The organism is Sphingopyxis sp. BSN-002, from assembly GCF_022024275.1.
In the GTDB taxonomy this organism is placed as follows: domain Bacteria; phylum Pseudomonadota; class Alphaproteobacteria; order Sphingomonadales; family Sphingomonadaceae; genus Sphingopyxis.
Genome location: NZ_CP091804.1, coordinates 2,971,708 through 2,992,464 on the forward strand (window position 1 = coordinate 2,971,708; position 20,757 = coordinate 2,992,464).

Annotated in this window: 25 protein-coding genes; 10 read left to right on the forward strand and 15 right to left on the reverse strand. The window is 64.8% G+C overall.

Going from position 1 to position 20,757, the window contains the following annotated elements; all coding sequences use genetic code 11:
• Positions 1–59: 59 nt before the first annotated feature.
• The 3 genes from L7H23_RS14750 to L7H23_RS14760 all read right to left on the reverse strand — a co-directional run bounded on the left by L7H23_RS14750 (position 60) and on the right by L7H23_RS14760 (position 1,170).
• Positions 60–341 carry a hypothetical protein gene (locus L7H23_RS14750; RefSeq protein ID WP_237836623.1) on the reverse strand — a complete coding sequence of 94 codons (282 nt, stop codon included), beginning with the start codon at positions 339–341 and terminating at the stop codon, positions 60–62.
• A 143-nt stretch (positions 342–484) separates the two neighbouring features.
• Positions 485–784: a DUF1153 domain-containing protein gene (locus tag L7H23_RS14755; protein ID WP_237836624.1), complete on the reverse strand. Its 300-nt coding sequence runs from the start codon at positions 782–784 to the stop codon at positions 485–487.
• 2 nt (positions 785–786) lie between these two features.
• Complete coding sequence (locus tag L7H23_RS14760) at positions 787–1,170, reverse strand: hypothetical protein (protein WP_237836625.1); 384 nt, start codon at positions 1,168–1,170, stop codon at positions 787–789.
• Between the two features lie 132 nt (positions 1,171–1,302).
• On the opposite strand from L7H23_RS14760, the gene mnmA reads away from it, so the two are divergent.
• Positions 1,303–2,451 (forward strand): tRNA 2-thiouridine(34) synthase MnmA, encoded by a 1,149-nt coding sequence (gene mnmA, locus L7H23_RS14765; protein WP_237836626.1) that lies wholly within the window; start codon positions 1,303–1,305, stop codon positions 2,449–2,451.
• Positions 2,452–2,505: 54 nt separating this feature from the next.
• Entirely contained in the window at positions 2,506–2,925 is a 420-nt protein-coding gene (locus tag L7H23_RS14770; protein WP_237836627.1) for a hypothetical protein, read from the forward strand.
• 162 nt (positions 2,926–3,087) lie between these two features.
• On the opposite strand, the gene L7H23_RS14775 is transcribed toward L7H23_RS14770, so the two are convergent.
• Complete coding sequence (locus L7H23_RS14775; protein ID WP_237836628.1) at positions 3,088–3,408, reverse strand: 1-deoxy-D-xylulose-5-phosphate synthase; 321 nt, start codon at positions 3,406–3,408, stop codon at positions 3,088–3,090.
• Between the two features lie 328 nt (positions 3,409–3,736).
• Between L7H23_RS14775 and L7H23_RS14780 the strand changes: the two genes are divergently transcribed.
• The 3 genes from L7H23_RS14780 to L7H23_RS14790 all read left to right on the forward strand — a co-directional run bounded on the left by L7H23_RS14780 (position 3,737) and on the right by L7H23_RS14790 (position 5,695).
• A complete protein-coding gene (locus L7H23_RS14780; protein WP_237836629.1) occupies positions 3,737–4,423 on the forward strand; it encodes a DsbA family oxidoreductase in 687 nt (228 codons plus the stop codon).
• Positions 4,424–4,479: 56 nt separating this feature from the next.
• Positions 4,480–4,791, forward strand: coding sequence for a hypothetical protein (locus L7H23_RS14785; protein ID WP_237836630.1), 312 nt, complete (start codon positions 4,480–4,482; stop codon positions 4,789–4,791).
• A 283-nt stretch (positions 4,792–5,074) separates the two neighbouring features.
• The gene (locus L7H23_RS14790) at positions 5,075–5,695 is read left to right on the forward strand and encodes a thermonuclease family protein (protein ID WP_237836631.1); all 621 of its coding nucleotides are present in this window, start codon (positions 5,075–5,077) and stop codon (positions 5,693–5,695) included.
• Here L7H23_RS14790 and L7H23_RS14795 read toward each other — a convergent pair.
• The gene (locus L7H23_RS14795) at positions 5,635–6,300 is read right to left on the reverse strand and encodes a hypothetical protein (protein WP_237836632.1); all 666 of its coding nucleotides are present in this window, start codon (positions 6,298–6,300) and stop codon (positions 5,635–5,637) included. The genes L7H23_RS14790 and L7H23_RS14795 overlap by 61 nt on opposite strands.
• 139 nt (positions 6,301–6,439) lie before the next feature.
• On the opposite strand from L7H23_RS14795, the gene L7H23_RS14800 reads away from it, so the two are divergent.
• Positions 6,440–6,679 (forward strand): DUF2171 domain-containing protein, encoded by a 240-nt coding sequence (locus tag L7H23_RS14800; protein ID WP_237836633.1) that lies wholly within the window; start codon positions 6,440–6,442, stop codon positions 6,677–6,679.
• Between the two features lie 204 nt (positions 6,680–6,883).
• Here L7H23_RS14800 and L7H23_RS14805 read toward each other — a convergent pair whose 3' ends face one another.
• Together L7H23_RS14805 and L7H23_RS14810 are read right to left on the reverse strand one after the other, a co-directional pair.
• Complete coding sequence (locus tag L7H23_RS14805) at positions 6,884–7,351, reverse strand: hypothetical protein (protein WP_237836634.1); 468 nt, start codon at positions 7,349–7,351, stop codon at positions 6,884–6,886.
• Positions 7,352–7,470: 119 nt separating this feature from the next.
• The gene (locus L7H23_RS14810) at positions 7,471–7,629 is read right to left on the reverse strand and encodes a hypothetical protein (RefSeq protein ID WP_237836635.1); all 159 of its coding nucleotides are present in this window, start codon (positions 7,627–7,629) and stop codon (positions 7,471–7,473) included.
• A gap of 170 nt (positions 7,630–7,799) precedes the next feature.
• Between L7H23_RS14810 and L7H23_RS14815 the strand changes: the two genes are divergently transcribed.
• On the forward strand, positions 7,800–8,201 hold the full coding sequence (locus L7H23_RS14815; protein WP_237836636.1) for a nuclear transport factor 2 family protein: 402 nt from the start codon (positions 7,800–7,802) through the stop codon (positions 8,199–8,201).
• A 264-nt stretch (positions 8,202–8,465) separates the two neighbouring features.
• On the opposite strand, the gene L7H23_RS14820 is transcribed toward L7H23_RS14815, so the two are convergent.
• Entirely contained in the window at positions 8,466–9,005 is a 540-nt protein-coding gene (locus L7H23_RS14820; RefSeq protein WP_237836637.1) for a DUF4440 domain-containing protein, read from the reverse strand.
• 101 nt (positions 9,006–9,106) lie between these two features.
• Here L7H23_RS14820 and L7H23_RS14825 point away from each other — a divergent pair, with 101 nt between their 5' ends.
• Positions 9,107–9,613, forward strand: a complete 507-nt coding sequence (locus L7H23_RS14825) for a hypothetical protein (protein ID WP_237836638.1) — start codon at positions 9,107–9,109, stop codon at positions 9,611–9,613.
• Positions 9,614–9,667: 54 nt separating this feature from the next.
• Complete coding sequence (locus L7H23_RS14830; protein WP_237836639.1) at positions 9,668–10,162, forward strand: hypothetical protein; 495 nt, start codon at positions 9,668–9,670, stop codon at positions 10,160–10,162.
• A gap of 324 nt (positions 10,163–10,486) precedes the next feature.
• Here the strand turns inward: L7H23_RS14830 and L7H23_RS14835 are convergent, their stop codons facing one another.
• The 7 genes from L7H23_RS14835 to L7H23_RS14865 all read right to left on the reverse strand — a co-directional run bounded on the left by L7H23_RS14835 (position 10,487) and on the right by L7H23_RS14865 (position 19,737).
• Complete coding sequence (locus L7H23_RS14835; protein WP_237836640.1) at positions 10,487–11,011, reverse strand: hypothetical protein; 525 nt, start codon at positions 11,009–11,011, stop codon at positions 10,487–10,489.
• A gap of 133 nt (positions 11,012–11,144) precedes the next feature.
• Positions 11,145–11,375 carry a hypothetical protein gene (locus L7H23_RS14840; protein WP_237836641.1) on the reverse strand — a complete coding sequence of 77 codons (231 nt, stop codon included), beginning with the start codon at positions 11,373–11,375 and terminating at the stop codon, positions 11,145–11,147.
• 130 nt (positions 11,376–11,505) lie between these two features.
• Positions 11,506–12,570 carry a ribonucleotide-diphosphate reductase subunit beta gene (locus L7H23_RS14845; RefSeq protein ID WP_237836642.1) on the reverse strand — a complete coding sequence of 355 codons (1,065 nt, stop codon included), beginning with the start codon at positions 12,568–12,570 and terminating at the stop codon, positions 11,506–11,508.
• A gap of 7 nt (positions 12,571–12,577) precedes the next feature.
• The gene (locus tag L7H23_RS14850; protein ID WP_237836643.1) at positions 12,578–12,934 is read right to left on the reverse strand and encodes an HNH endonuclease signature motif containing protein; all 357 of its coding nucleotides are present in this window, start codon (positions 12,932–12,934) and stop codon (positions 12,578–12,580) included.
• 44 nt (positions 12,935–12,978) lie between these two features.
• Positions 12,979–14,931, reverse strand: coding sequence for a ribonucleoside-diphosphate reductase subunit alpha (locus L7H23_RS14855; RefSeq protein ID WP_237836644.1), 1,953 nt, complete (start codon positions 14,929–14,931; stop codon positions 12,979–12,981).
• A gap of 655 nt (positions 14,932–15,586) precedes the next feature.
• Positions 15,587–17,878 carry an EAL domain-containing protein gene (locus L7H23_RS14860; protein ID WP_237836645.1) on the reverse strand — a complete coding sequence of 764 codons (2,292 nt, stop codon included), beginning with the start codon at positions 17,876–17,878 and terminating at the stop codon, positions 15,587–15,589.
• Between the two features lie 116 nt (positions 17,879–17,994).
• Entirely contained in the window at positions 17,995–19,737 is a 1,743-nt protein-coding gene (locus L7H23_RS14865) for an acyl-CoA dehydrogenase (protein ID WP_237836646.1), read from the reverse strand.
• 51 nt (positions 19,738–19,788) lie between these two features.
• Here L7H23_RS14865 and L7H23_RS14870 point away from each other — a divergent pair, with 51 nt between their 5' ends.
• Complete coding sequence (locus L7H23_RS14870) at positions 19,789–20,742, forward strand: L-threonylcarbamoyladenylate synthase (protein ID WP_237836647.1); 954 nt, start codon at positions 19,789–19,791, stop codon at positions 20,740–20,742.
• Positions 20,743–20,757 lie beyond the last annotated feature (15 nt).

Below are 20,757 nucleotides of genomic sequence, written 5' to 3' on the forward strand. Positions count from 1 at the left end.
CACGAAAAAGGGCGCCGGACCGAGCCCGGCGCCCTTTTTGCTGTCCTTTCGGGACAGGCTTATTTCTTTGCGGGATCCGCGGGTGCGGTCGTCGCGTCGGCGGGCGGCGGGGTGGTGCCCTTGTCGATCGCGTCGGCCTTGGCCTCGCCGGCGGCTTCGACGGCATCGGCCTTTTCTTCGGTCGCTTCCTTGGCCGGGCCTTCGGGCATCGCGTCGGCCTGGGCGTCGATAACGTCGGCCTTGGCTTCGGCCTGGTCCTCGACCTGATCGGCCGGCTTGCTCTGGCAGGCGCCGAGCGCGAGGGCCGAAGCGGCGGTGAGGGCGATGATCGTCTTGCGCATATCGAGTTCTCTCCAAAGTTGACTCGGGGGCTTAACGCCGGGTGAACGGCAAAGTTGCACGCACGCGGACAAACGGCTGAAACCGTACAAAAAAGAGGGCGCCCGCAGGCGCCCTCTTCATGACCCGTCGGGGTGCGTCCTCGTCAGAAGCGCTGCTGGCGCTCGTAGAGGTCGCGGTAGTGCTGGATGCGCGTGACGCGCAGGCCCGGCATGCCGCTGCGGTCGATCGACCGCTGCCAGCCGGCGAACTCCTCGAGCGTCAGGCCATAGCGTTCGCAGACCTCGTCGACCGTCAGCAGGCCGCCGTTGACCGCGGCGACGACCTCTGCCTTGCGACGAACGACCCAGCGGGTGGTGTTCGGCGGCGGCAGCGAGTCGAGCGTCAGCGGTTCGCCGAGCGGGCCGATAACCTGAGCAGGCCGGATTTTCTGATTCTCGATCATGTTCATTCCATATTGTCTTCGTCGTGGGGGATCGGTTGGACCGACCTCCAGGGCTCTACATCAGCGGAGTTCAACATCGGCTGAAACCCTCTGGTAAACAGGCTCTTCATAGTTTCGGGCAGATCGTTGGCTTCATCGGACAGGTCGAAGAAGCGAACGGGCCGCACCGCCCTTTGTTCCGTCGCGGCGGGTGCCGCGGCAAGCAAATGGCTGAGCGCGTTAACGCGCGCCGCATGCATCTCGCGAGTCGCCTGCGCCTTCAGCATCCGCACCGTCGGCAAGGCCGACTGGCGTGCCGCCGACACCGCCAGCAGGATGTCGAAGCCGGGGCTCGACAGGCTGGCCGCACCGGAAAGCTGCGGAATATTTGACGGGTCGGCGTTCATGCTGCCGGTATAGCCCGCAGGGCCTAAGGTCCCGTAAATGCCTGTTTCAGCACCTGTTAGCGAAGCTTAATCCGCGTCAATATCTTGACGCCCGGCGCGGAAAAGCTGGCATTTCGGGCCATGCATCCCTAGATGGCGCGCACCATGATCGAGACGATTTCCTCTCCCGCCGGGCTCGCCCGGGCCGACTTTCAGTTAAGCGGACCGATGAAGGACCGCCGAATCGTCGTCGCGATGTCGGGCGGAGTCGACTCGAGCGTCGTCGCCGCGCTCGCCGCGCGGTCGGGCGCCGAGGTGATCGGCGTGACGCTGCAGCTCTATGATCATGGCGCCAAGGCGAAGCGCGTCGGTGCGTGCTGCGCGGGGCAGGATATCAGGGACGCGCGGGCGGTCGCCGACCGGCTGGGCTTCGCGCACCACGTCCACGACCATGAGAGCCGCTTTCGCGACACGGTGATCGACCAGTTCGCCGACGAGTATCTCGCGGGCCGCACGCCGATCCCCTGCGTGCGCTGCAACATGGGTGTTAAGTTCACCGACCTGTTCCAGCTGGCGAAGGATCTGGGCGCCGATTGTCTGGCGACCGGACACTATGTTCGGCGTGTCATGGGGCCGCAGGGCGCCGAGCTGCACCGCGCGGTCGATCCGGCGCGCGACCAGAGCTATTTCCTGTTCGCCACGACGCAGGAGCAGCTCGACTTTCTGCGCTTCCCGCTTGGCGGACTCGAGAAGAGCGTGGTGCGCGAAATCGCGCGCGACCTCGGCCTTGGCGTCGCGGCCAAGCCCGACAGCCAAGACATCTGCTTCGTCCCCGACGGCGACTATGCGACGCTGGTCAAAAAGCTGCGCCCCGAGGCCGACGATCAGGGCGCGATCGTCCATGTCGACGGGACGGTACTCGGCGCGCACAAGGGGCTGATCCACTATACCGTCGGCCAGCGCCGCGGGATCGAGATCGGCGGACAGGCCGAGCCCCTCTATGTGGTCCGCCTCGATGCGGAGAAGAAGGAAGTGATCGTCGGGCCGCGGCGCGCGCTCGCGGTGTCGGGTGCTCGGCTGGGCGAGGCGAACTGGCTGGCCGATGTCGACGGCCGCGCCGTGCTCGCGAAGGTGCGCAGCATGGCGAAGCCGGTGCCGGCGCATGTCGCGGGCGACCGGCTGGTCTTCGCGGCGCCCGAATATGGCGTCGCGCCGGGACAGGCCGCGGTGCTCTATGATGCGGCGGACGAAAGCCGCGTGCTTGGCGGCGGCTGGATCGAAGAGACGTTCGCCGCGGAATAGATTGCACTTTTCCCGACGATGCCGCAGCCTGCCGGCAACAGAGGGAGAAGAGAAATGGTCAACTGGGTCTTGCGCGGCGCCGTCCTGTTGTGGGCGCTTTTCTTTCTGATCGTCGGGGCCCGCGGGCTGATCGATCCGGCAAGCTATACCGAGACTTTCGGCATCATCGTCGACGGGCCCGCGACCAACACGATCCGTGCCGACCTGTCTTCCTTCTTTCTCGTCGCTTCGGGTGCCGCGGCGATCGGCGCGCTGGTGCCGGGCTGGCTGCGCGCGCTGCTCGTTCCCGCCGCGCTCTACGGCACCGCGCTGGCGGCTCGGCTGCTGGGCGTGGCGAGCGGCGATCCGGTCAATTCGGGGATCGTGCAAGCGATGATCATCGAGGCGCTGTCGGTCGCGCTGATGGCGGGAAGCTGGTGGGTGCTGTCGCGGCCTGCCGCGGTGGCAGAGGTATCGCCCGATACCGTGCATTGACCGCAAGGATCTGATGTCGGTTGGCGACCGAAAGCAGGCTCATCCTTCATCGTCACCCCGGACTTGATCCGGGGTCCGCCTTGTCTTTCAACGTTGCGCAAAAGAAAGGCGGATCCCGGGTCAAGCCCGGGATGACGAAGGTCCGGAAACGACCGGTTGCGGTCATTGCGCGCCGGCTCGTCCTCGAATGTCACTCCAATATTCATCGTGAACGTCGGAGTCGATTTCCACCGGCATAGAGCTGGATGGATATAGCCGGTCTTGGCCATCTTTTCGGGGGCCGGAGATCCAAAAGTGATCGCCTGTGTCGGCGTCAAAATAGTTGGCCTTAAAGCCATCGCCACCCAGTCTCTGAAAGGTGCGACCTCCGTAATAGATCGACTGGCCAGTTTTTGAATAAGTCACCCGGCCGATCCTTGCTGGCCCATTGAGGCCTGCCGATTTGTCTTCGATATACATTATTCGCGTTTTCTTGGCGCTCATCGTGTGGGGTCTCCTCGGGCTATAGACCTACCAATCCTATGGCGTCTTTCCACCCCGAAGCCGCCGCCTTGTCTTTTCGACAGGATTGTGAGTAACTGACGGCGGGTCGCTTCTGTTTTCCTTTGTGGTGGAGGGGAGAAGCGTATGTCAGTGGAGAAACCGCGCAGACCGGCAGATCGGCGCGCAGGGGACCGGCGGGTGGCCGACGATCCCGGTTATGACGGTCCCGAACGGCGTCAGGCCGATCGCCGATCGGGGAAGGATCGCCGCACGCCGCCGGCGGACTGATCGAAGACAAGGCGCTCGCCGCGCCGGCAGGAGGATTGCCGTGAACGAGGTGCCGCGCCTTTCGGTCGATATCGTCTCCGACGTAATGTGCCCCTGGTGCATCATCGGCTGGCTGAAATTCCGGAAGGTCATGGCGCATTTCGAGGGGCGGCTGGCCTTTCGCGTCCAGTGGCATCCCTTCGAGCTCAATCCCGACATGCCGCCCGAGGGCGAGGATGCGGCGGCGCATGTGATGCGCAAATATGGCATCAGCGCCGAGCAGAGCCGCGCGAACAGCGGCAAGATGGCGGGGGTCGCCGGCGACCTGGGCTTCGCCTTCAACCGCGGGCCGGGTTTCCGGATGCGCAACAGCTTCGATGCGCACCGTCTGCTGACCTGGGCGGGCGCGCTTGAGGAGCCCGAACAGGCCGAAGCGACGGGCGTGCAGACCGCGCTGAAGCTCGCGTTGTTCACGGCGCATTTCACGGACAATCGCGATGTCAGCGATCGCGCGACGCTGGTCGAGATCGCGGCGTCGGTCGGGCTCGACGCGGCGCGCGCGGCAGCGATCCTTGCGGGCGACGAGTTCGGCGAGATGGTTCGGACCGAGGAGGCCTATTGGGCCGACAACAATGTCACCGGCGTTCCCGCCTTCATCCTGGGCGGCCGGATGCTGATCCCCGGTGCGCAGGATCCCGAGGTGTTCATCCGCGTGATCGAGAACAAGGTGCTGGCCGCCGCAGCCTGACGGAACGGCGGCGGTGCCCGGCGCGTATTTGCCCTGTCCCTCGAAGGAGCCCGCTCATGGCCGACAATAGCCGCAACACCGACAATCTGCCTCCCGAGGCGATCAACCGCGAGCAGGAGGACGAAGAGGCGCAGGCGCAGAGCGTGGCCGAGGCGGCGCGGCGCGAACGCCCGCTGGGCGAAAGCCGCAAGGCGAAGGCGCGGTACGAGGATGACGACAGCGAGGATCTGGTCGACCATATGCGCCAGATGGAGCGGTCGGGCCGGATCGACATGGACGCCTATCGCGGCGAGCGCAGCGACGACGACGAGGACGGCGAGCTGGGCGAGGACGGCATCGAGGACGACGAGCCGCGCGGCGCGCCCTGACGCCTATCGCTTTGCGCGCAGCACGTCGGCGAGCGCGATCGGCCCGAGCGTGAGCATGAAGCTGGCGGTCATCAGGGCGAAGATCAGCACGGGGGTCTGCATAAGCGGGTTGTGCATCGGGGCTCTCCTTTCAGGGTGATGCCTGCTTCTGGAGCCCCGATCGCGCGCGCTCCTTGATATCGGTCAAAAACGGCGCCGCAGCGGATGCGTCGGCGCACACTAGCCGCCACAGCGGATCGGCCGGATCGGGATTTTACCCATGATCGCGCCCTAGGGTGGCACGATGACGCGGGCTTCCCTTCAATCAATCCGGCGACGGCGCCGCCCGTATCAAATTCCGCATCGTCGGCGCGGCCGGTTTGCCCTGCGGCTCGCGCTCGCTGCGGCGGGCGGTCTCGCGGGGACCTTCGCGGCGCTGCAGACAGGCGCGAGTCCGCCCGCTGCGATCACCGAGACTATGCTGCTCGGCGAAGCCGCGCCGTCGCCCGCGACCGATACGCTGTCCGCCCGCTTCGGATTTTGCCGCAGCGGCGGCGGGCGCAACTGCGTCGTCGATGGCGATACCTTCCGGTTCGGGGGCGAAAAATATCGCATCGCCGATATCGACACCCCCGAAACGCACCCCGCGCGCTGTGCCGCGGAGGGCGCGCTGGGAGGGGCGGCGACGCGGCGCCTCCGCGACTGGTTGAACGAGGGCGCCTTCACACTGGAGCCGGCCGGTCGCGACACCGACCAATATGATCGCAAGCTCCGGATCGTGACGCGCGGCGGCGCGAGCGTGGGCGACGCGCTGGTCGACGAGGGGCTGGCACGGCGCTGGGAAGGGTATCGCCGGCCCTGGTGTCAATCCTCGGGCGCCGGCGGCAGCTCTTCGCGGAGCGGCCGGTTCGGGCCCGCGAGTTGACGGTCGATGTCTTCGGCAAGAAGCTGCGCAACGAAGTCGCCCTGCTTTGCATGCAGTTCATCGCGGCGCTTTTCGAGCGCGGCCTTGCGGTCGGGTTCGGGAAGCTTTTGCACGTCGATATAGAATTTCACGGCGTCGAGCCACGGAGCGTCGTCGGTCAGGACATCCTCGGCCCAGCGGCTGAACGGTCCGCCCGCCGGAATCCAGTGTTCCTCCGTGCCGCGCAGCAGGAACAGCACGCGTGATCCTTTGGGGACCATGTAGCGATAGCAACCGCCGATGAAGGCGAGCGGATGCGCCTCGGCAAGATCGTAGGGATTGCTGGGCAAGGCATAGCGATCGGTCGCGAGCGCGATGGCGAGCGACGTCGGCGCGGCGGCGGGATCGCCCTTCAGAACCGCGTCGGGCCGGATGTCGATGCGCATCGACTCCGCACCCGTCTCGACCGGGGTTCCGCCGGTGACGGTCGCGAGCACGATCATGTCCGCCTGACCGACCAGTTCGAGATTGGTCGGAATGCGGTAACCGGCGACCGGCGAGCAGGCGAGGGCGGGAAGCGGCAGGGCGAGAAGCGTCAACGCGGCGAGCGAGGGGAGAATGCGCATGACGCAAGGCTAGCGTCGCAACAGCCGCTTGGAAAGCCGGCGCGGCTTTCGGGCATCCTACCTTGGTATATGGAGCCGACTCGCCCGTTACGCGTATGATCGGCAGCGCTTCCATCCCCGAAGCGAAAAGGAGACCATCATGGCCGAGCACGACCACAGCGCGATCAAGGAACATATGAACGTCATCGGCGCCGACGGCGTCCATATCGGTACCGTCGATCATCTCGACGGCGAGCGCATCAAGCTGACCAAGGCCGATAGCGGCGACGGCAAGCATCATTATCTCCCCGCCGGGCTGGTCGCCGCGGTCGAGGGCGACACGGTGCGCCTGTCGGCGAACGCCGCGAACGCGGTCGACCTGTTCGAGGAAGCCGAATAATCCGGACAATCAGATGGCCGCGGGGCGATCCGGCACCGCGGCACTGAAACTGGCCCGCCCTCCCGGCTTCATGTCGGGAGGCGCGGGCCATTTCCTTTTGCGGGAAAGGATAATGGAGCCGGGTTGCCCCGGCTCCATCCCGGCGCCCGCCTTCGCGACCCACGAAGGGCGGGCGGTTCGATCCGGGGCGACTACTGGGGGCGACTAGCGGGTTTCGGCCTTTGCCTCGCCCTGCACGCGCGCCTTGATGTCCGCGCGCGGCAGCTTGGTGACCAGCGTGGCAGTCACGCCCTCGGCCTGGCTGTAAAGCGAGGCCAGCGGAATATTGTAGAGCTTGCCGCCTCCGACGACGATCGCATTGTCGCCGTCGATGCTCTGGACGGTGCCGACGCTGTTGCCGGTTCCGTCGGTGACCTGTGCGCCCGCGCGCACCTGATCGCGCGTCGCGAGGGTCAGATTCGTCGCGTCGAGCTTCCTGTTCACCGTGGCATCGACGCGGTCGACCGTGTTGCCGACCTGCCCTGTGATGCCGGTCGCGGTGTTGCCGACGGTGCCGGTGCCGACCTGCGCGGTCGTATCGACGGTGCCGCCGACAACGCCGCCGACCTGCGCGATTGCAGGGGCTGCAAGGATCGCGGCGCCCGCCGCGACGAGAGTGAATGCCTTGCGCATGATATGCTCCTGTCGTTCGGGCAGCCGGGAGCGGCCGCCCCTTGAGCGGGAGAAACCGGCGCGCGCGGCGAATGTTGCGCGGCGGGCGACGGGGCGCCCAGCGGGCGCGACGAGCCGCCTCAGTGCGGCTTCAGTGCGGCCCGGGGCGGGGCGATCAGCTTGTTGAGCGTCGCGATCCGTGCGCGGGTGGCGCTCCAGTCGCGTTCGGGGTGCGCCCGGATCTGCTCCAGAAGCGCGGCGAGCTCCTTGCGGCGGTCGCCCTCGGTTACGGCCTGCATCGGCTTTCTCCTTTCCCGGCCAAGATGGTATTTCGACGGGCGGGTTGAAGCGGGTTCGCCGCACGGGAGGGGCGGTCCGTCCCCTCCATAACGGCGGAGCGCCGACTCCCGCCGCCGCCGGAAATCGGCTATAGGTGCGCGTGCACATTCCTTGGGAGGGGAAAGGGACGATGCCGACACGCGAGGATATGATCGCCACCATCGACCGCGCCTTTGCGGCGCGCGCGGCGGGCGATGTCGAGGTGATGAACGCGATCTGGGCCGAGGGCGCGACCTATGCGATGGAGGGCGCCGAGGAGCTGATGACGCGCTATCCGACCGGGCCGGGCGACGCGCATGCCGCGATCGAGCGGCTCGCCGACCTGCTCGAGGCCGCGGACATCCGCCGCGTCGATACGATCGTCGAGGGCCATCGCGCCGCGGTGCTGTGGCGTGCGAACTTCTCGAACGGCCGCGATGCGCCGCGCACGCTGCAGCTCTTCTCGCGCTGGGAGTTCGACGACGCCGGACGGGTCACGGCGATGCATGAATATGCCGACACCGCGACGATCGCGGCGCTGATCGCCGGTTAGCGGCGGGTCAGGGGAGCGTTTCGGCGCGCTCGATCCGGCGTTCCTCGCGGCGCGCCCGCTGGCGGTCGCGCAGCCGCTGATTCCGGCGGTGGCGCGTGTTGTGGCGCAGGTAGAGGACAAGCGCGGTCGCCGCGGCAATCAGCAGCAGGATGAGCGCATAGGCGGTCAGGGTACGCGGTTCTATGGCATCGACTCCGTGGTCGGGCCGGATCGGCCTGCCCCTAACTACCTCTGCCGACGCCGAAAGTTCCCTCGGCCGCCGTTTCAGGGTGCCGGCGCGGGCGGATAGGGCGCGGCGCCGTCGTGATCGTAGCTGTAGCTTTGCGACAGGCGGAAGCGGTGCTCGGCGGGGATCCATTGCCACAGATGCATGTAGCGCGCGCCGCCGACCATGTCCCAGCGGCTCTCCTTCGCATTCCATTCGAAGAAGACATGCGCGGCTTCCTCAAGCGCGCCCCAGTCGCCCATCGCGCGGACCGTCCGCGATCCGGGGACGAGCAGGCGGCGGTTTTTATAGCCCGCCATGTCGCCGCCGGGCTGACGGCGTGCGCAGGTCTTCGCGACGTCGGCGACCATCGCGTCGCGGCTCGCCTCGGCGAGGCCGCCCTTGTCGTGGATCATGCGGAAGTCGGGGACGAGGAGATCGGGGAGCGCCCTGGCATCACACCCCTCGAACACCGCCCAGAACAGGCGGGCGTCCTTGTCGGCGATCGCGGCAGTGAGCGCGTCGCCGGTGGGCATCGGCGCGGGGGCTGCGGGCGTCGCGGCGCCGAGCGCGGCGGCGAAGAGGAGCGTGAGGGGCATCAGGGATTCTCCTTACTGTGTTGTCATCGCAATACAGCGGGCTGCCGGTTTTGCAAGGCGGTGCTGGCGCCGCGTGCACGGCATCCCTATCTGTGCGGGCGATGCACTATCGGGACCGGCAAATCATCGTCGTCGCGCGGCTGAAAGCGAAGCCGCTGCTTGCGGGGCAATTGATCGCGGCGCTGGCGTTTGCCGCGCTCGCATGGGGGCAGGTGTGGCCCGTGCGCCGCGACGGGGCGGGGGAGATGATCCGGTCGCTGCTGTTCGGCGATGCGGTCGCGACGGCGCTGATGATCGCCGCGGCCTTCGCCTTCCGGACCTGCTGGCGGCTGTGGCGCCAGCGCGAGAGCTATGTGTTCCACGACGGGGTGCGGCTGTACCGCGGCAGCACGCTGTCGTGGCCGCTGGCGGCGATCCGCGACGTGGTGACCGATCGCGGCGCGCTCGGCCTGCCGACGCTGCGGCTGGTCGTCGACGACGACAGCGAGGTCACGCGCGCGCTGGTGCCGCTGCCCTTGCTCGAAGGCTCTCCGCAAGCGGTGCGCGGCGGGGTGCTGTTCGCGGCAACGGGCATGCGCGGGGTGCCGGGTGGGGTTACGGTGAATTGAGATTGGGCAGTCGCCGGGGCTGGCGCAAAATCGCCTGACTGCTATCGTTCATCGATGGCGCAAGCGGAACAGGACATCGTGATATTGGGACGGCTGCGCGGGTGGTTGCTCGTGCTTTGGATGGCCGCGGCGCTTGGTATCGGCGGTTATTCACTTTGGCTCGAACTGTCCGGCGAAGGGTTTTCGGATTCGATGTTCTATCATGTATTCGGCCGGTTCATGGGGCCGATGATGATCGGCCTCTCGCTGTTCGGCTCTTACTATTTCTTCACGCTTTGGCGCCGGCGGAACGATTATCTCCGCCATGACGGGACGCATCTTTTTCAGGGTGGCGGCAAGTCATGGCGGCTGGATGACATCGACGATGTCGTGCTGATCGATCGGCCGCTCGGGAAACGCTCTGTCCGGATCATTACCAAGGAGGGGCGACAGGAGTATCTGACCGATAGCTTCCATCTGGCCGGGCCTGTCTGGGATCTCCGTCAGGCGATCCTTGGAGCTGTGAAGACGGCGCGAGGGGATGGCTCCTCTTCGTCACCCCGGATTTGATCCGCGACCCAAGCCGCCAAGGAGGACTTGTACTGCCCTAAAAGTTCAATTGCGGCAGCTGATTGGCAAAATTGCTTAATAAATCATTTTTAATCGCTTTTATGTAGGATTCTTGACGATCTGATAAATTTCTCATAGCATAAATGCACAACGGCATGGCCCTTTTGGAAGGAGCCATGCCGCTGTTCCGTGCCCCTTATGGAAGGGGGCCGGTCGTAAGGTCACATAGAGGTGACCATCCGATGACGCCGGACCATCGTATGGTCTGGTATCTGTTTCCGGAGGACTGAACCGCCCCCGGATCGGCGCCTGTCAGGGCAAGGTTCAACCAAGAGGAAGCTCATCTTCTTGGTTCTCGATTAGAGAGGTTGCAGCCTCTCTCATTTCTGGGGCACCTTTGGGTGCCCCATTCTCTTTCGAGACAAGATGCCAGACCTTGCCTCGTAGCTGGATGATCCCCTCGCCTTTCAATCTCGACAATTGAGGGCTGAGGCTGGTTCGCGAGATGTTATCGCGCCCCCAATGATGTCCAAAGAAATCGAGCATCTGGTTGGCAGTTGCCCCGGACACTAAATGTTCTTTCAATGCAACTACAACCAGTTGTTTGATTGTCATTGCTTGATAGTTCGGATTGTTCTTGCGGGCAAAATGAGCAACGGCAGACTTGCTGGCGACGGCTCCTGTCGGAGCAATCTTCCCGCCGGTCATGGCCGCAATTCCGCGCTCTATCTGATCAACCTCAGCTTCAAGTGGGCGCAGTTGATCCTCAATCGAGAGACGAATGCTGATAATCTCATTCATCAATTCGACGCGGCGCATTTGCAACAGGCGTAGGGCCTCTGAATCCATGATCCCTGATTATCAGGGCTCGCATCCATTGCAAGCACGAGTTGCCAAGGCAACTTTTATGTTCCTATTATGTTCTCATAATCATAGATAGAATGTGCATAGATTGCGGTAAATTGAGGCTCCAAGTTGCGCGTTATACCGAAAACCCGCCCGAGTTTCGCCGGTTCGAGCCCGCCGCCAGCACCTTCTTGCCCGTCGGGGTCAGCGCCCATTTCGCGCCTTGCTGCACGACCAGACCCAGCGCGACGAGTTCGTCGCGGACGGGGTCGCTCGGCATTTGCGGGCGGCGGTTGGAGAGGCCCTCCAGCGTGGCGCGCTGGGGCTGGCTGAGGATCAGCAGTTTCAGTTTTTTCTTGTCGGTCATTTCGGGGGCCTTTGAGTCTGATGCGTTGTGCCGTGGTTTCGGCGTCGCTGGCCCTCCCCGCGGCGACTAGGGAGCATAGCTCCCAAGTCTTGCTGCCCCTCCCGCAGGCGGGAGGGGTTTTGGTGGTGTCTTACTCCGCGGCGATGCCGGCTTTGGCGAACATGTCTTCGCCGTCGGCTTCGGCGTCGTTGACCGGCGCGCTGTCGTCGCTGGTCTTCGCTTTCTTGCGGCTGTCGAAGCTGGTCCACACGGTGTTCCAGTCGCCGCGCGTCGCGCCCTTGCTGTATTCGGTCGCGCGCGTTTCGAAGAAGTTGGCATGCTCGACGCCGTTGAGCAGCGGGGCGAGCCAGGGGAGCGGGTGCTCCTCGATCATGTAGATCGGCGCGAAGCCGAGCTGCCCGAGGCGCCAGTCGGCGATGTAGCGGATGTAGCGCTTGATCTCCTTGGGCGTCATGCCGGGGACGGGGCCCTGTTCGAACGCGAGGTCGATGAACGCATCCTCGAGCCGCACCGTCTTCTGGCAGGTGTCGATGATGTCTTCCTTCACCGCCTTGGTCAGGCAGTCGCGTTCCTTGGTAAAGGTGTGGAACAGCTTGATGATGCCTTCGCAGTGGAGGCTTTCGTCGCGGATCGACCAGCTGACGATCTGGCCCATGCCCTTCATCTTGTTGAAGCGCGGGAAGTTCATCAGCATCGCAAAGCTGGCGAAGAGCTGGAGGCCTTCGGTGAAGCCGCCGAACATCGCGAGCGTGCGGGCGATATCCTCGTCATTGTCGACGCCGAAGGTGCCCATATAGTCGTGCTTGGCGCGCATCTCGTCATATTCGAGGAACATGCCATATTCGCTCTCGGGCATGCCGATCGTGTCGAGCAGATGGCTGTACGCCGCGATATGCACCGTCTCCATGTTGCTGAACGCGGTCAGCATCATCTTGATCTCGGTCGGCTTGAACACGCGGCCGTATTTTTCGTGGTAGCAATCCTGCACCTCGATATCGGCCTGCGTGAAGAAGCGGAAAATCTGCGTCAGCAGGTTGCGTTCATGGTCGCTGATCTTCTGCGCCCAGTCGCGGCAATCCTCGCCCAGCGGCACTTCCTCGGGCACCCAGTGGATCTGCTGCTGGCGCTTCCAGAAATCGAACGCCCACGGATATTCGAAGGGCTTGTAGGTCTTGCGGGCTTCGAGAAGAGGCATGTTGTGATTACCTAGTTGCAAAAGGGTTGTTGTTTAGCGCGTTCCCAAGGAAGCCACCGAGGCTTCGATTGGCCCGCCAATGCAATGCACGCAGATTGCCAAAGTGATTCTGCCCGCCGAGAGCGGATGGCTGGATGTGATCAACTTCCCAGCCATATTCAGAGTCTGTCTGGCCGTAATTTTCCCAGCGAATGACATTGCCGAAGTCGTCGACTTTGAGATTACCACCGCCGGCGGCCATTATCTGAAGAATGCCGGGAGTCCGGCACCGATCCCAAGCCATTTTCTTGCGGCTGTCTTTGCTACCGTAGGCAGACAGAATATCCGCAAGAGCGTTAGGATTGTTGATGCCGAATATACCCATGATCGTTCTCCAACTCGATCAAAGTACCACTTTGATCGAAGCCTTTATTGGCAGGCCAGACATTCGTCGTAGTCGGTGCTTTCGGCGCTGAGTTCGTATTTCGGCGCCTCGGCGGTGTTGTCGGCCTCGACCCCGCCCGCGAAGCCGGCGCGCTGCACCGATTTCGAGCGGAGATAATAGAGCGATTTGATGCCGAGTTCCCACGCGCGATAGTGGAGCATGAGCAGATCCCATTTCTCGACATCGGCGGGGATGAACAGGTTCAGCGAGGCCGCCTGGTCGATGTAGGGCGTACGGTCGGCGGCGAGTTCGAGCAGCCAGCGCTGGTCGATCTCGAAGCTGGTCTTGTAGCAGTCCTTCTCGTCCTGCGTCAGGAAGTCGAGGTGCTGGACGCTGCCGCCGCGTTCGAGGATCGAGTTCCACACATTGTCGCTGTTCTTCGCCTTGTCGACGAGCAGCGCCTCGAGGTGCGGGTTGCGGATCGAGAAGCTGCCCGAGAGCGTCTTGTGCGTGTAGATGTTTGCCGGGATCGGCTCGATGCACGCGCTGGTGCCGCCGCAGATGATGCTGATCGACGCGGTCGGCGCGATCGCCATCTTGCAGCTGAACCGCTCCATCACGCCCTGATCGGCGGCGTCGGGGCAGGGGCCGCGCTCCTTGGCGAGCAGCATCGACGCCTGATCGACCTGCGCGCGGATATGCTTGAAGACGCGGAGGTTCGACGACTTCGCCATCGCGCCCTCGAACGGCAGGCCGCGCGCCTGGAGGAAGCTGTGGAAGCCCATGACGCCGAGGCCGACCGAGCGTTCGCGGCTGGCGCTGTACTTGGCGCGCGCCATTTCGGGCGGGGCGCGGTCGATATAGTCCTGCAGGACGTTATCGAGCATGCGCATGACATCCTCGATGAACTGCTTGTCGCCGTTCCATTCGTCCCAGGTTTCGAGGTTGAGCGACGAGAGGCAGCAGACCGCGGTGCGATCCTGACCCAGATGGTCGCGGCCGGTCGGCAGTGTGATTTCGCTGCAGAGGTTCGAGGTGGTGACCTTCAGCCCCAGATCGCGGTGATGCTTCGGCATCATGCGGTTCACCTGGTCGATGAAGATGATGTAGGGCTCGCCGGTCGCGAGGCGCGTCTCGACCAGCTTCTGGAACAGGCCGCGCGCATCGACGGTGCCGCGGACGCTCTGGTCCTTGGGGCTGCGCAGGTTGAATTCGGCGCCGTCGCGGACGGCCTCCATGAACTCGTCGGTGATGAGGACACCATGGTGCAGGTTCAGCGCCTTGCGGTTGAAGTCGCCCGAGGGTTTGCGGACCTCGAGGAATTCCTCGATCTCGGGATGCGAGATGTCGAGATAGCAGGCGGCCGAACCGCGACGGAGCGAGCCCTGCGAGATGGCGAGGGTCAGGCTGTCCATCACGCGGACGAAGGGAATGATGCCGCTGGTCTTGCCGTTGAGGCCGACGGGTTCGCCGATGCCGCGCACCGCGCCCCAATAGGTGCCGATGCCGCCGCCGCGCGACGCGAGCCAGACATTCTCGTTCCAGGTGCCGACGATGCCCTCGAGGCTGTCGTCGACCGAGTTCAGATAGCAGCTGATCGGCAGGCCGCGGCCGGTGCCGCCGTTCGAGAGAACGGGGGTCGCGGGCATGAACCACAGACGCGAGATATAGTCGTAGAGGCGCTGCGCATGCTCCTGATCGTCGGCATAGGCATCGGCGACGCGCGCGAACAGGTCCTGATAGGATTCGCCGGGGAGGAGGTAGCGGTCCTCGAGCGTTTCCTTGCCGAAGTCGGTGAGCAGCGAATCGCGGCTGCGATCGACGGCGATATCGAATCGGCGCGCATGCACCTTGGGCTCGCCCGAATCATTGAGCTTCGCGGACGAATCGGCCTTCGCCTCGCCCGTCGATTCGGGAGTGGCCAAAGCCTCTGTCTTCGTCAGTTCCACCGTCGCCACGTCGTTCGTCTCCACCCGTTCCGTCTCGCGAAAATCCATCTAAATCGCCCCCGATATGAGACGCGCCAGCGGCGCGTATGTTCCTGTCTTGTTCGACTCGGGACGAAGCCCCGGTCTTAGCATCTAATCACCCGCCGGTGGGACATATTTTTGCGCGCAAAAGGGGTTTTCCCGTGTCCATATGGGATGGACGACGGAAATCCGCCACTTTCGGCAAAACACTATTTGTTGGGGTCCCCCCGTTGGCTTACCCACCATCTATAGTGCCACGTCTGGGAGCGGACGCAAGACGGTAAATGACAGATTAGGGACTCAACTCGTCGATATTTTGATTCGTCTCGTCGCGCGAAACAGGGCGTCGGAGGCAGGATCGCGAGCATTTCCGCGGGCCTTGGCGCGAGCGGACGCGAGGCACAAAAAATGCCGCCCCTCGGGCGGCACACCGGCGCCTCCGGCCGGCAAAGAAAAAGGGCCCCGGACGATGTCCGGAGCCCTTTTGAATTCTATTCCCGATTAGGCCGAAGCACCGCCGTTGCCGACGCCGCCACCGCCCAGGAACTTCCAAAACCAACCCATTTCAGATCTCCTGTGGTCACTGTCTACGCAGGACAGTTAACGGAGCATATACCTTAATAGGTAAGGTAAATCGAGTCTTAACTATAAATGCCTCTTACAATTGCCACCATTTTGGGAGTCAGGCGGACCTGCTGTGGGGGGAGGCGGAAAGGCTGTCGATCAGCTCGGAAAATAGCTGCGGCTTTCCAAGCAGATAACCTTGACCGACATCACAACCCAATTGTTCGAGAAGTGAAAGTGTCGGCGCATCTTCAATGCCTTCGGCGACGGCGACGGCGCCAAGACGATGGGCGAGGTCGATCGTCGATTTGACGACTTCGAGGTTCCGCTGCGAATCGCGCATCGTCATCACGAATCGCTTGTCGATCTTGATTTCGTCGGCCTCGATCTCGGTCAGATATTCGAGGTTAGACTGCCCGGTCCCATAGTCGTCGATCGACAGGCGGACGCCGGCGCGACGAAGCTGGGCCAGCGTCTGGCGTGCCTGCTGGCTGTTTTCGATCTGCGCGGTTTCGGTAATCTCGACCGTCAGCTTCTCGGGCGGCAGGTGGTGCGCCGTGAGCATGACGCGGATCGTGCCGACGAGGTCGCTATGGTCGAGCAGGGTGGCCGACAGGTTGACCGACATATGGATGTCGAACCCGCGCGCGTGCAGCTGCGCCGCCGAACGGATCGCCTGGTCCATCACGAACAGGGTGAGCCGGTAGATGTCCTGGCTCTTCTCCGCCTGGACGATGAATTCGTCGGGCGGAATGGGACCGCGCGTCGGGTGGGTCCAGCGCACCAGCGCCTCCAGCCCGACGAGCTTGCGCGTCGCGACCTCATATTGCGGCTGGAAGGCGACCCAGATGTCGCCGCCGGCGAGCGCGTCCTCGAGCTGCGAATGGAAGCTCAGTTGCCAGCCGGCATCGTCCTTCTCGCGCGGCGTATATTTGGTCCACAGCGAGCGGGTCCGGATCGACTTTTCCGCAGCGACGAGCGCGGCGGCAAGCCGCTGGGCGTTCGAACCCTCGAACTCGTCGTTCACCCCGAACGCGATCGCGACGTCAACGCGCAATTCGCCGATCGTCAGCGGTGCGTTGAACAGCGCGGCAAGCCCCGCCAGCTGCCCCTCGATCTGGCTGTGCTGATAATAGGGAACGAGCCAGGCGAAGGTGCCGTCGAGATCGTGATGCAGCGCGGTGCCCTGCGAGGCGAGCTGAAGGCGGCGGGTAACCTGTTCGACCAGCTTGCCGATCCCGTCGCCGGGAATGAAGGCGGCCAGATCCTCGAAATTGACCACCTTGGCCGCGATCACCGTCGCGCTGCCGAACGAGGCCTGACTGCGCAGCGCCTCGAAGTTCGGCAGGCCCGAGACGGGATTTTCGTGCTGTGCCGACCGGCGGCCACGGGTGCGCGAGACGTTGGTCCCGATCGCCGCGACGAGGAAACAGGCGCTGCCGATCGAAACGCTGATCAGCGAGACCATCAGGACAAGCTTGGCGATGACCAGGATCAGGATCGTCGATACCGCCGCCACGGTGAACCAGCGCGCGCGCCGGAACAGCATCGCGCCCAGCATGGCCAGCGCCGCCAGGGCGAAGCCCGGGATCCAGCCGATATCGGCGGGCATGCCGCGCTTGAGCGTTTCGGCCCCGATCAGATGGATGAAAGCCCCGGGCACGCGATTGTTGCCCGGAAGATAATGATTGTCCTGAAAGGTCGTGGACGTCGCGGCAAAGATGACGTCCTTGCCCGCGAGCTGACGGCTGCCGACCTTGCCGCTCATCACGTCGATCGCGCTGTAGCTGGCGATCGTGTCGACATTGTACGAATAGTCGAGTGCGTAGACGCCCGCGCTTTGCGGTTGGCGATTGGCAAGGACCGACGAAAAGCTCGGAATCAACTTGCCGTCGATGTCCACGGCAAACGGAATGCGCCACACCTGCCAGAATTCATATTTCCACCCGATGGTCGCGATCCGCGCATCGCTGCCGAAGGCGGGGCTCGGGAAACTGGCCATGGCGATCCGGTCTCCCGCCGCCAGCTTCGCAGATGCGGCCAGTATGATCCGGCTCTTCATCCGTTTCACCGCGTCGGTCAGCAAGGGCAGGTCGCGGTCGCTCTGGCGGCGTTCGTAGGTGAAATCGACGAACAGCCGTCGCGCCCCCGCGCGGTCGATCGCATTGATGACGCGTGCATGCTGCGCCGCCGAGAAATCTCCCCGCAGCGCATGCGCCATGGTCCTGTCGTCGAGCGCGACGACGACGATGTCGCCCGATACGGGCCGCCATGCCAAACGGCCGACGGCGGCTTCGATGACGCGGTCGATCGGTTCGGCAACCGACGACAGCCCAGCCACGACGGCGAGCAGAAGCGACAGGCCGATCGTTCGCCAGCTGATGATCAGGGTCTTGACCTTGATGGGCACGCACGTCTCCGCAAGATTGCGCTGACGTCCCTAGACCCGGTTGGTTAGCATCGCGTTAATCATGAACGGAATCTTGCCGCCGTCCGTCACGCGAACGGCAAGGATTTCCGCGGGAGTCAGGCGATCGCGGGCAATGGCGCGAGCGCCGCGTCGCCAGCCAGCGCCGAAGCGGCGAGGCCGCTCGCGGCAGGGACGATCTGCTCCAGATAGAAGCGCGTCGATACGAGCTTGGCCTCGAGGAACGCCCGGTCGCCTTCGTTCGCCGCAATCCCGGCCTTTGCCGCCTGGTGCTGGATGGCCATCAGCCAGCCGCACGTCGCCGTCGAGAGCATGGTGAGATAGGGATAGCTGCCCGCGAGCCGGTCGGCGGTGTTCGCCTGTTCGAGCCAGTCGGTCACATGGCGGCAGGCCTCGGCGAGTTCGGCGAGCTGCGGGAAATCGGCGGCGCCGCGCGCGATGTCGTCGATCAGGCTGCGCACCCCGTCGCCGCCGGCGAGGCCGAGCTTGCGCCCGACGAGGTCGGCGGCCTGGATGCCGTTGGTGCCCTCGTAGATCGGGGCGATGCGCGCGTCGCGGTAATGCTGCGCGGCGCCGGTTTCCTCGATGAAGCCCATGCCGCCATGGACCTGCACGCCGATGCTGGCGACCTCGCAGCCGATGTCGGTCGCATGCGCCTTTGCCAGCGGGATGAGGACGTCCGAGCGAAGCGCGGCGGCTTCATCGCCGAGCTTGCCGAAGTCGGTCTGCGCCGCGGCATAATAGATAAGCGCGCGGGCGGCCTCGGTCTGTGCGCGCATCCGCCAGAGCATGCGCTTGACGTCGGGGTGATGCTCGATCGTTACCGGGGTGCGATCGGCGGCGCCCGCAAGCGACGACTGGACGCGCTCGGCGGCGTAGCGCTGCGCCTGTTGCAGCGCACGCTCGGCGATCTGGGCGCCCTGACAGCCGACCATCAGGCGCGCGTTGTTCATCATGACGAACATCGCCTTCATGCCGCCCATTTCGCCGCCGACGATCTCGCCGAGGCAATCCTCGCCCTCGCCATAGACCATCACCGCGGTCGGCGAGCCGTGGATGCCGAGCTTGTGCTCGATCGAGGCGCAGTGGACGCCGTTCGGGATGGTCGGATTGCCCGCATCGTCGAGGCGGTATTTGGGAACGAGGAAGAGCGATATGCCCCGCGTCCCCTCGGGTGCACCGGGCGTCCGCGCGAGGACGAGGTGGACGATATTGTCGGTGAGGTCGTGCTCGCCGAAGGTGATGAAGATCTTCTGGCCCTTGACCCGGTAGAGGCCGGCGTTCGGACCGTCGGTTACTTTCTCTGCGGTCGAGCGGAGTGCGCCGACGTCGCTGCCCGCGCTGGGCTCGGTCAGGTTCATCGTGCCGTTCCACTCGCCGGTGACCAGTTTGGGGAGCCAGGTCTGGCGCTGCTCCTCGGTGCCATAGGCCATCAGCGCATGGATCGCGCCCGCGGTCAGGATCGGACAGAGGGTGAAGCCCATGTTCGCGGTGCCGAGCGCCTCGATCGCCACGGCGGCGAGCGTGAAGGGCAGCTCCTGCCCGCCATAGGCGCCGGGGCCGTCGAGGCTGCCCCAGCCCGCCGCGACGAACTGCTGATAGGCGTCGCGAAACCCGGGAGGCATGGTGACCTTGCCGTCCTGCCACTTCGGGTTGGTGACGTCGCCGACGCGGTTGAGCGGGGCATAGACCTCGGCCGCGAAGTCGCCGATGCCGGTAACGATCGCCTCGACCATGTCGGGCGTGGCGGCGGCATATTTGTCATGCGCGGCCATCGCGTCGATGCGCGCGATATGATCGAGGACGAACAGTTGCTCGGTGACGGGCGGCGTATAAGTCATGCGGTGCCGACTTTCCTGATGAATATCGTTGCGCGGGCGCTATAGCGCGGCATGGCCGACGGTCAAACGCCCCTGACCACCGATATCCGCCCGTTCGGCGCGGAGGCAATCGCGCGCGCCGGGGGGCTTGTCGGGGAGGGGCAGCCGGTCGCGGTGCCGACCGAGACGGTTTACGGCCTCGCCGCCGATGCCCGCAATGCCGAGGCCGTTGCGCGCATCTATGCCGCGAAGGGGCGGCCCGATTTCAATCCGCTGATCGTCCATGTGACCGATCTGGCGGCGGCCGAGCGGCTCGGCATGTTCGGCGAGGTCGAGCGTCAGCTCGCTGAACGGTTTTGGCCGGGGCCGCTGACGATCGTCGTGCCGCGCACCGCAGACTGTCCGGTGGCGAGCATCGCGACGGCGGGGCTGGGTACCATCGCGCTGCGTGTGCCGGGGCACCGGGCGATGCAGGCCTTGCTCGCGGCAACCGGCGCGCCGCTCGCGGCGCCTAGCGCGAATGCGAGCGGGAAGGTGAGCCCGACGAAAGCCGAACATGTGCTCGCGAGCCTCGACGGCCGGATCGCGCTGGTGATCGACGACGGGCCGACGACGGCGGGCGTGGAATCGACGATCGTGCGGGTGAAAGGCGGCGCGGTCGAAATGCTGCGGCCGGGGCCCGTGACGGCCGAGATGCTGGGCGACGCGACCGGGCTGCCGGTTGCCGGCGTGAAAGGATCGGAGATCGTCGCGCCGGGGATGCTTGCGAGCCATTATGCGCCGGGGAAGCCGGTGCGGCTGGGGGCGACCGATTTTGAGGCGGACGAGTTCGGGATCGGGTTTGGGGCATTGGCGGGCGATTACAGCCTGAGCGAAGCGGGCGACCTGACCGAGGCAGCGGCACGGCTGTTCGATGCGCTCCATGCAGGCGCGGCGAGCGCGAAGACGAAGATCGCCGTTGCCGCGATCCCGATGGACGGGCTGGGCGCCGCGATCAACGACCGACTTTCCCGCGCGGCGGTTTGACCTGCTCCCCTCCCG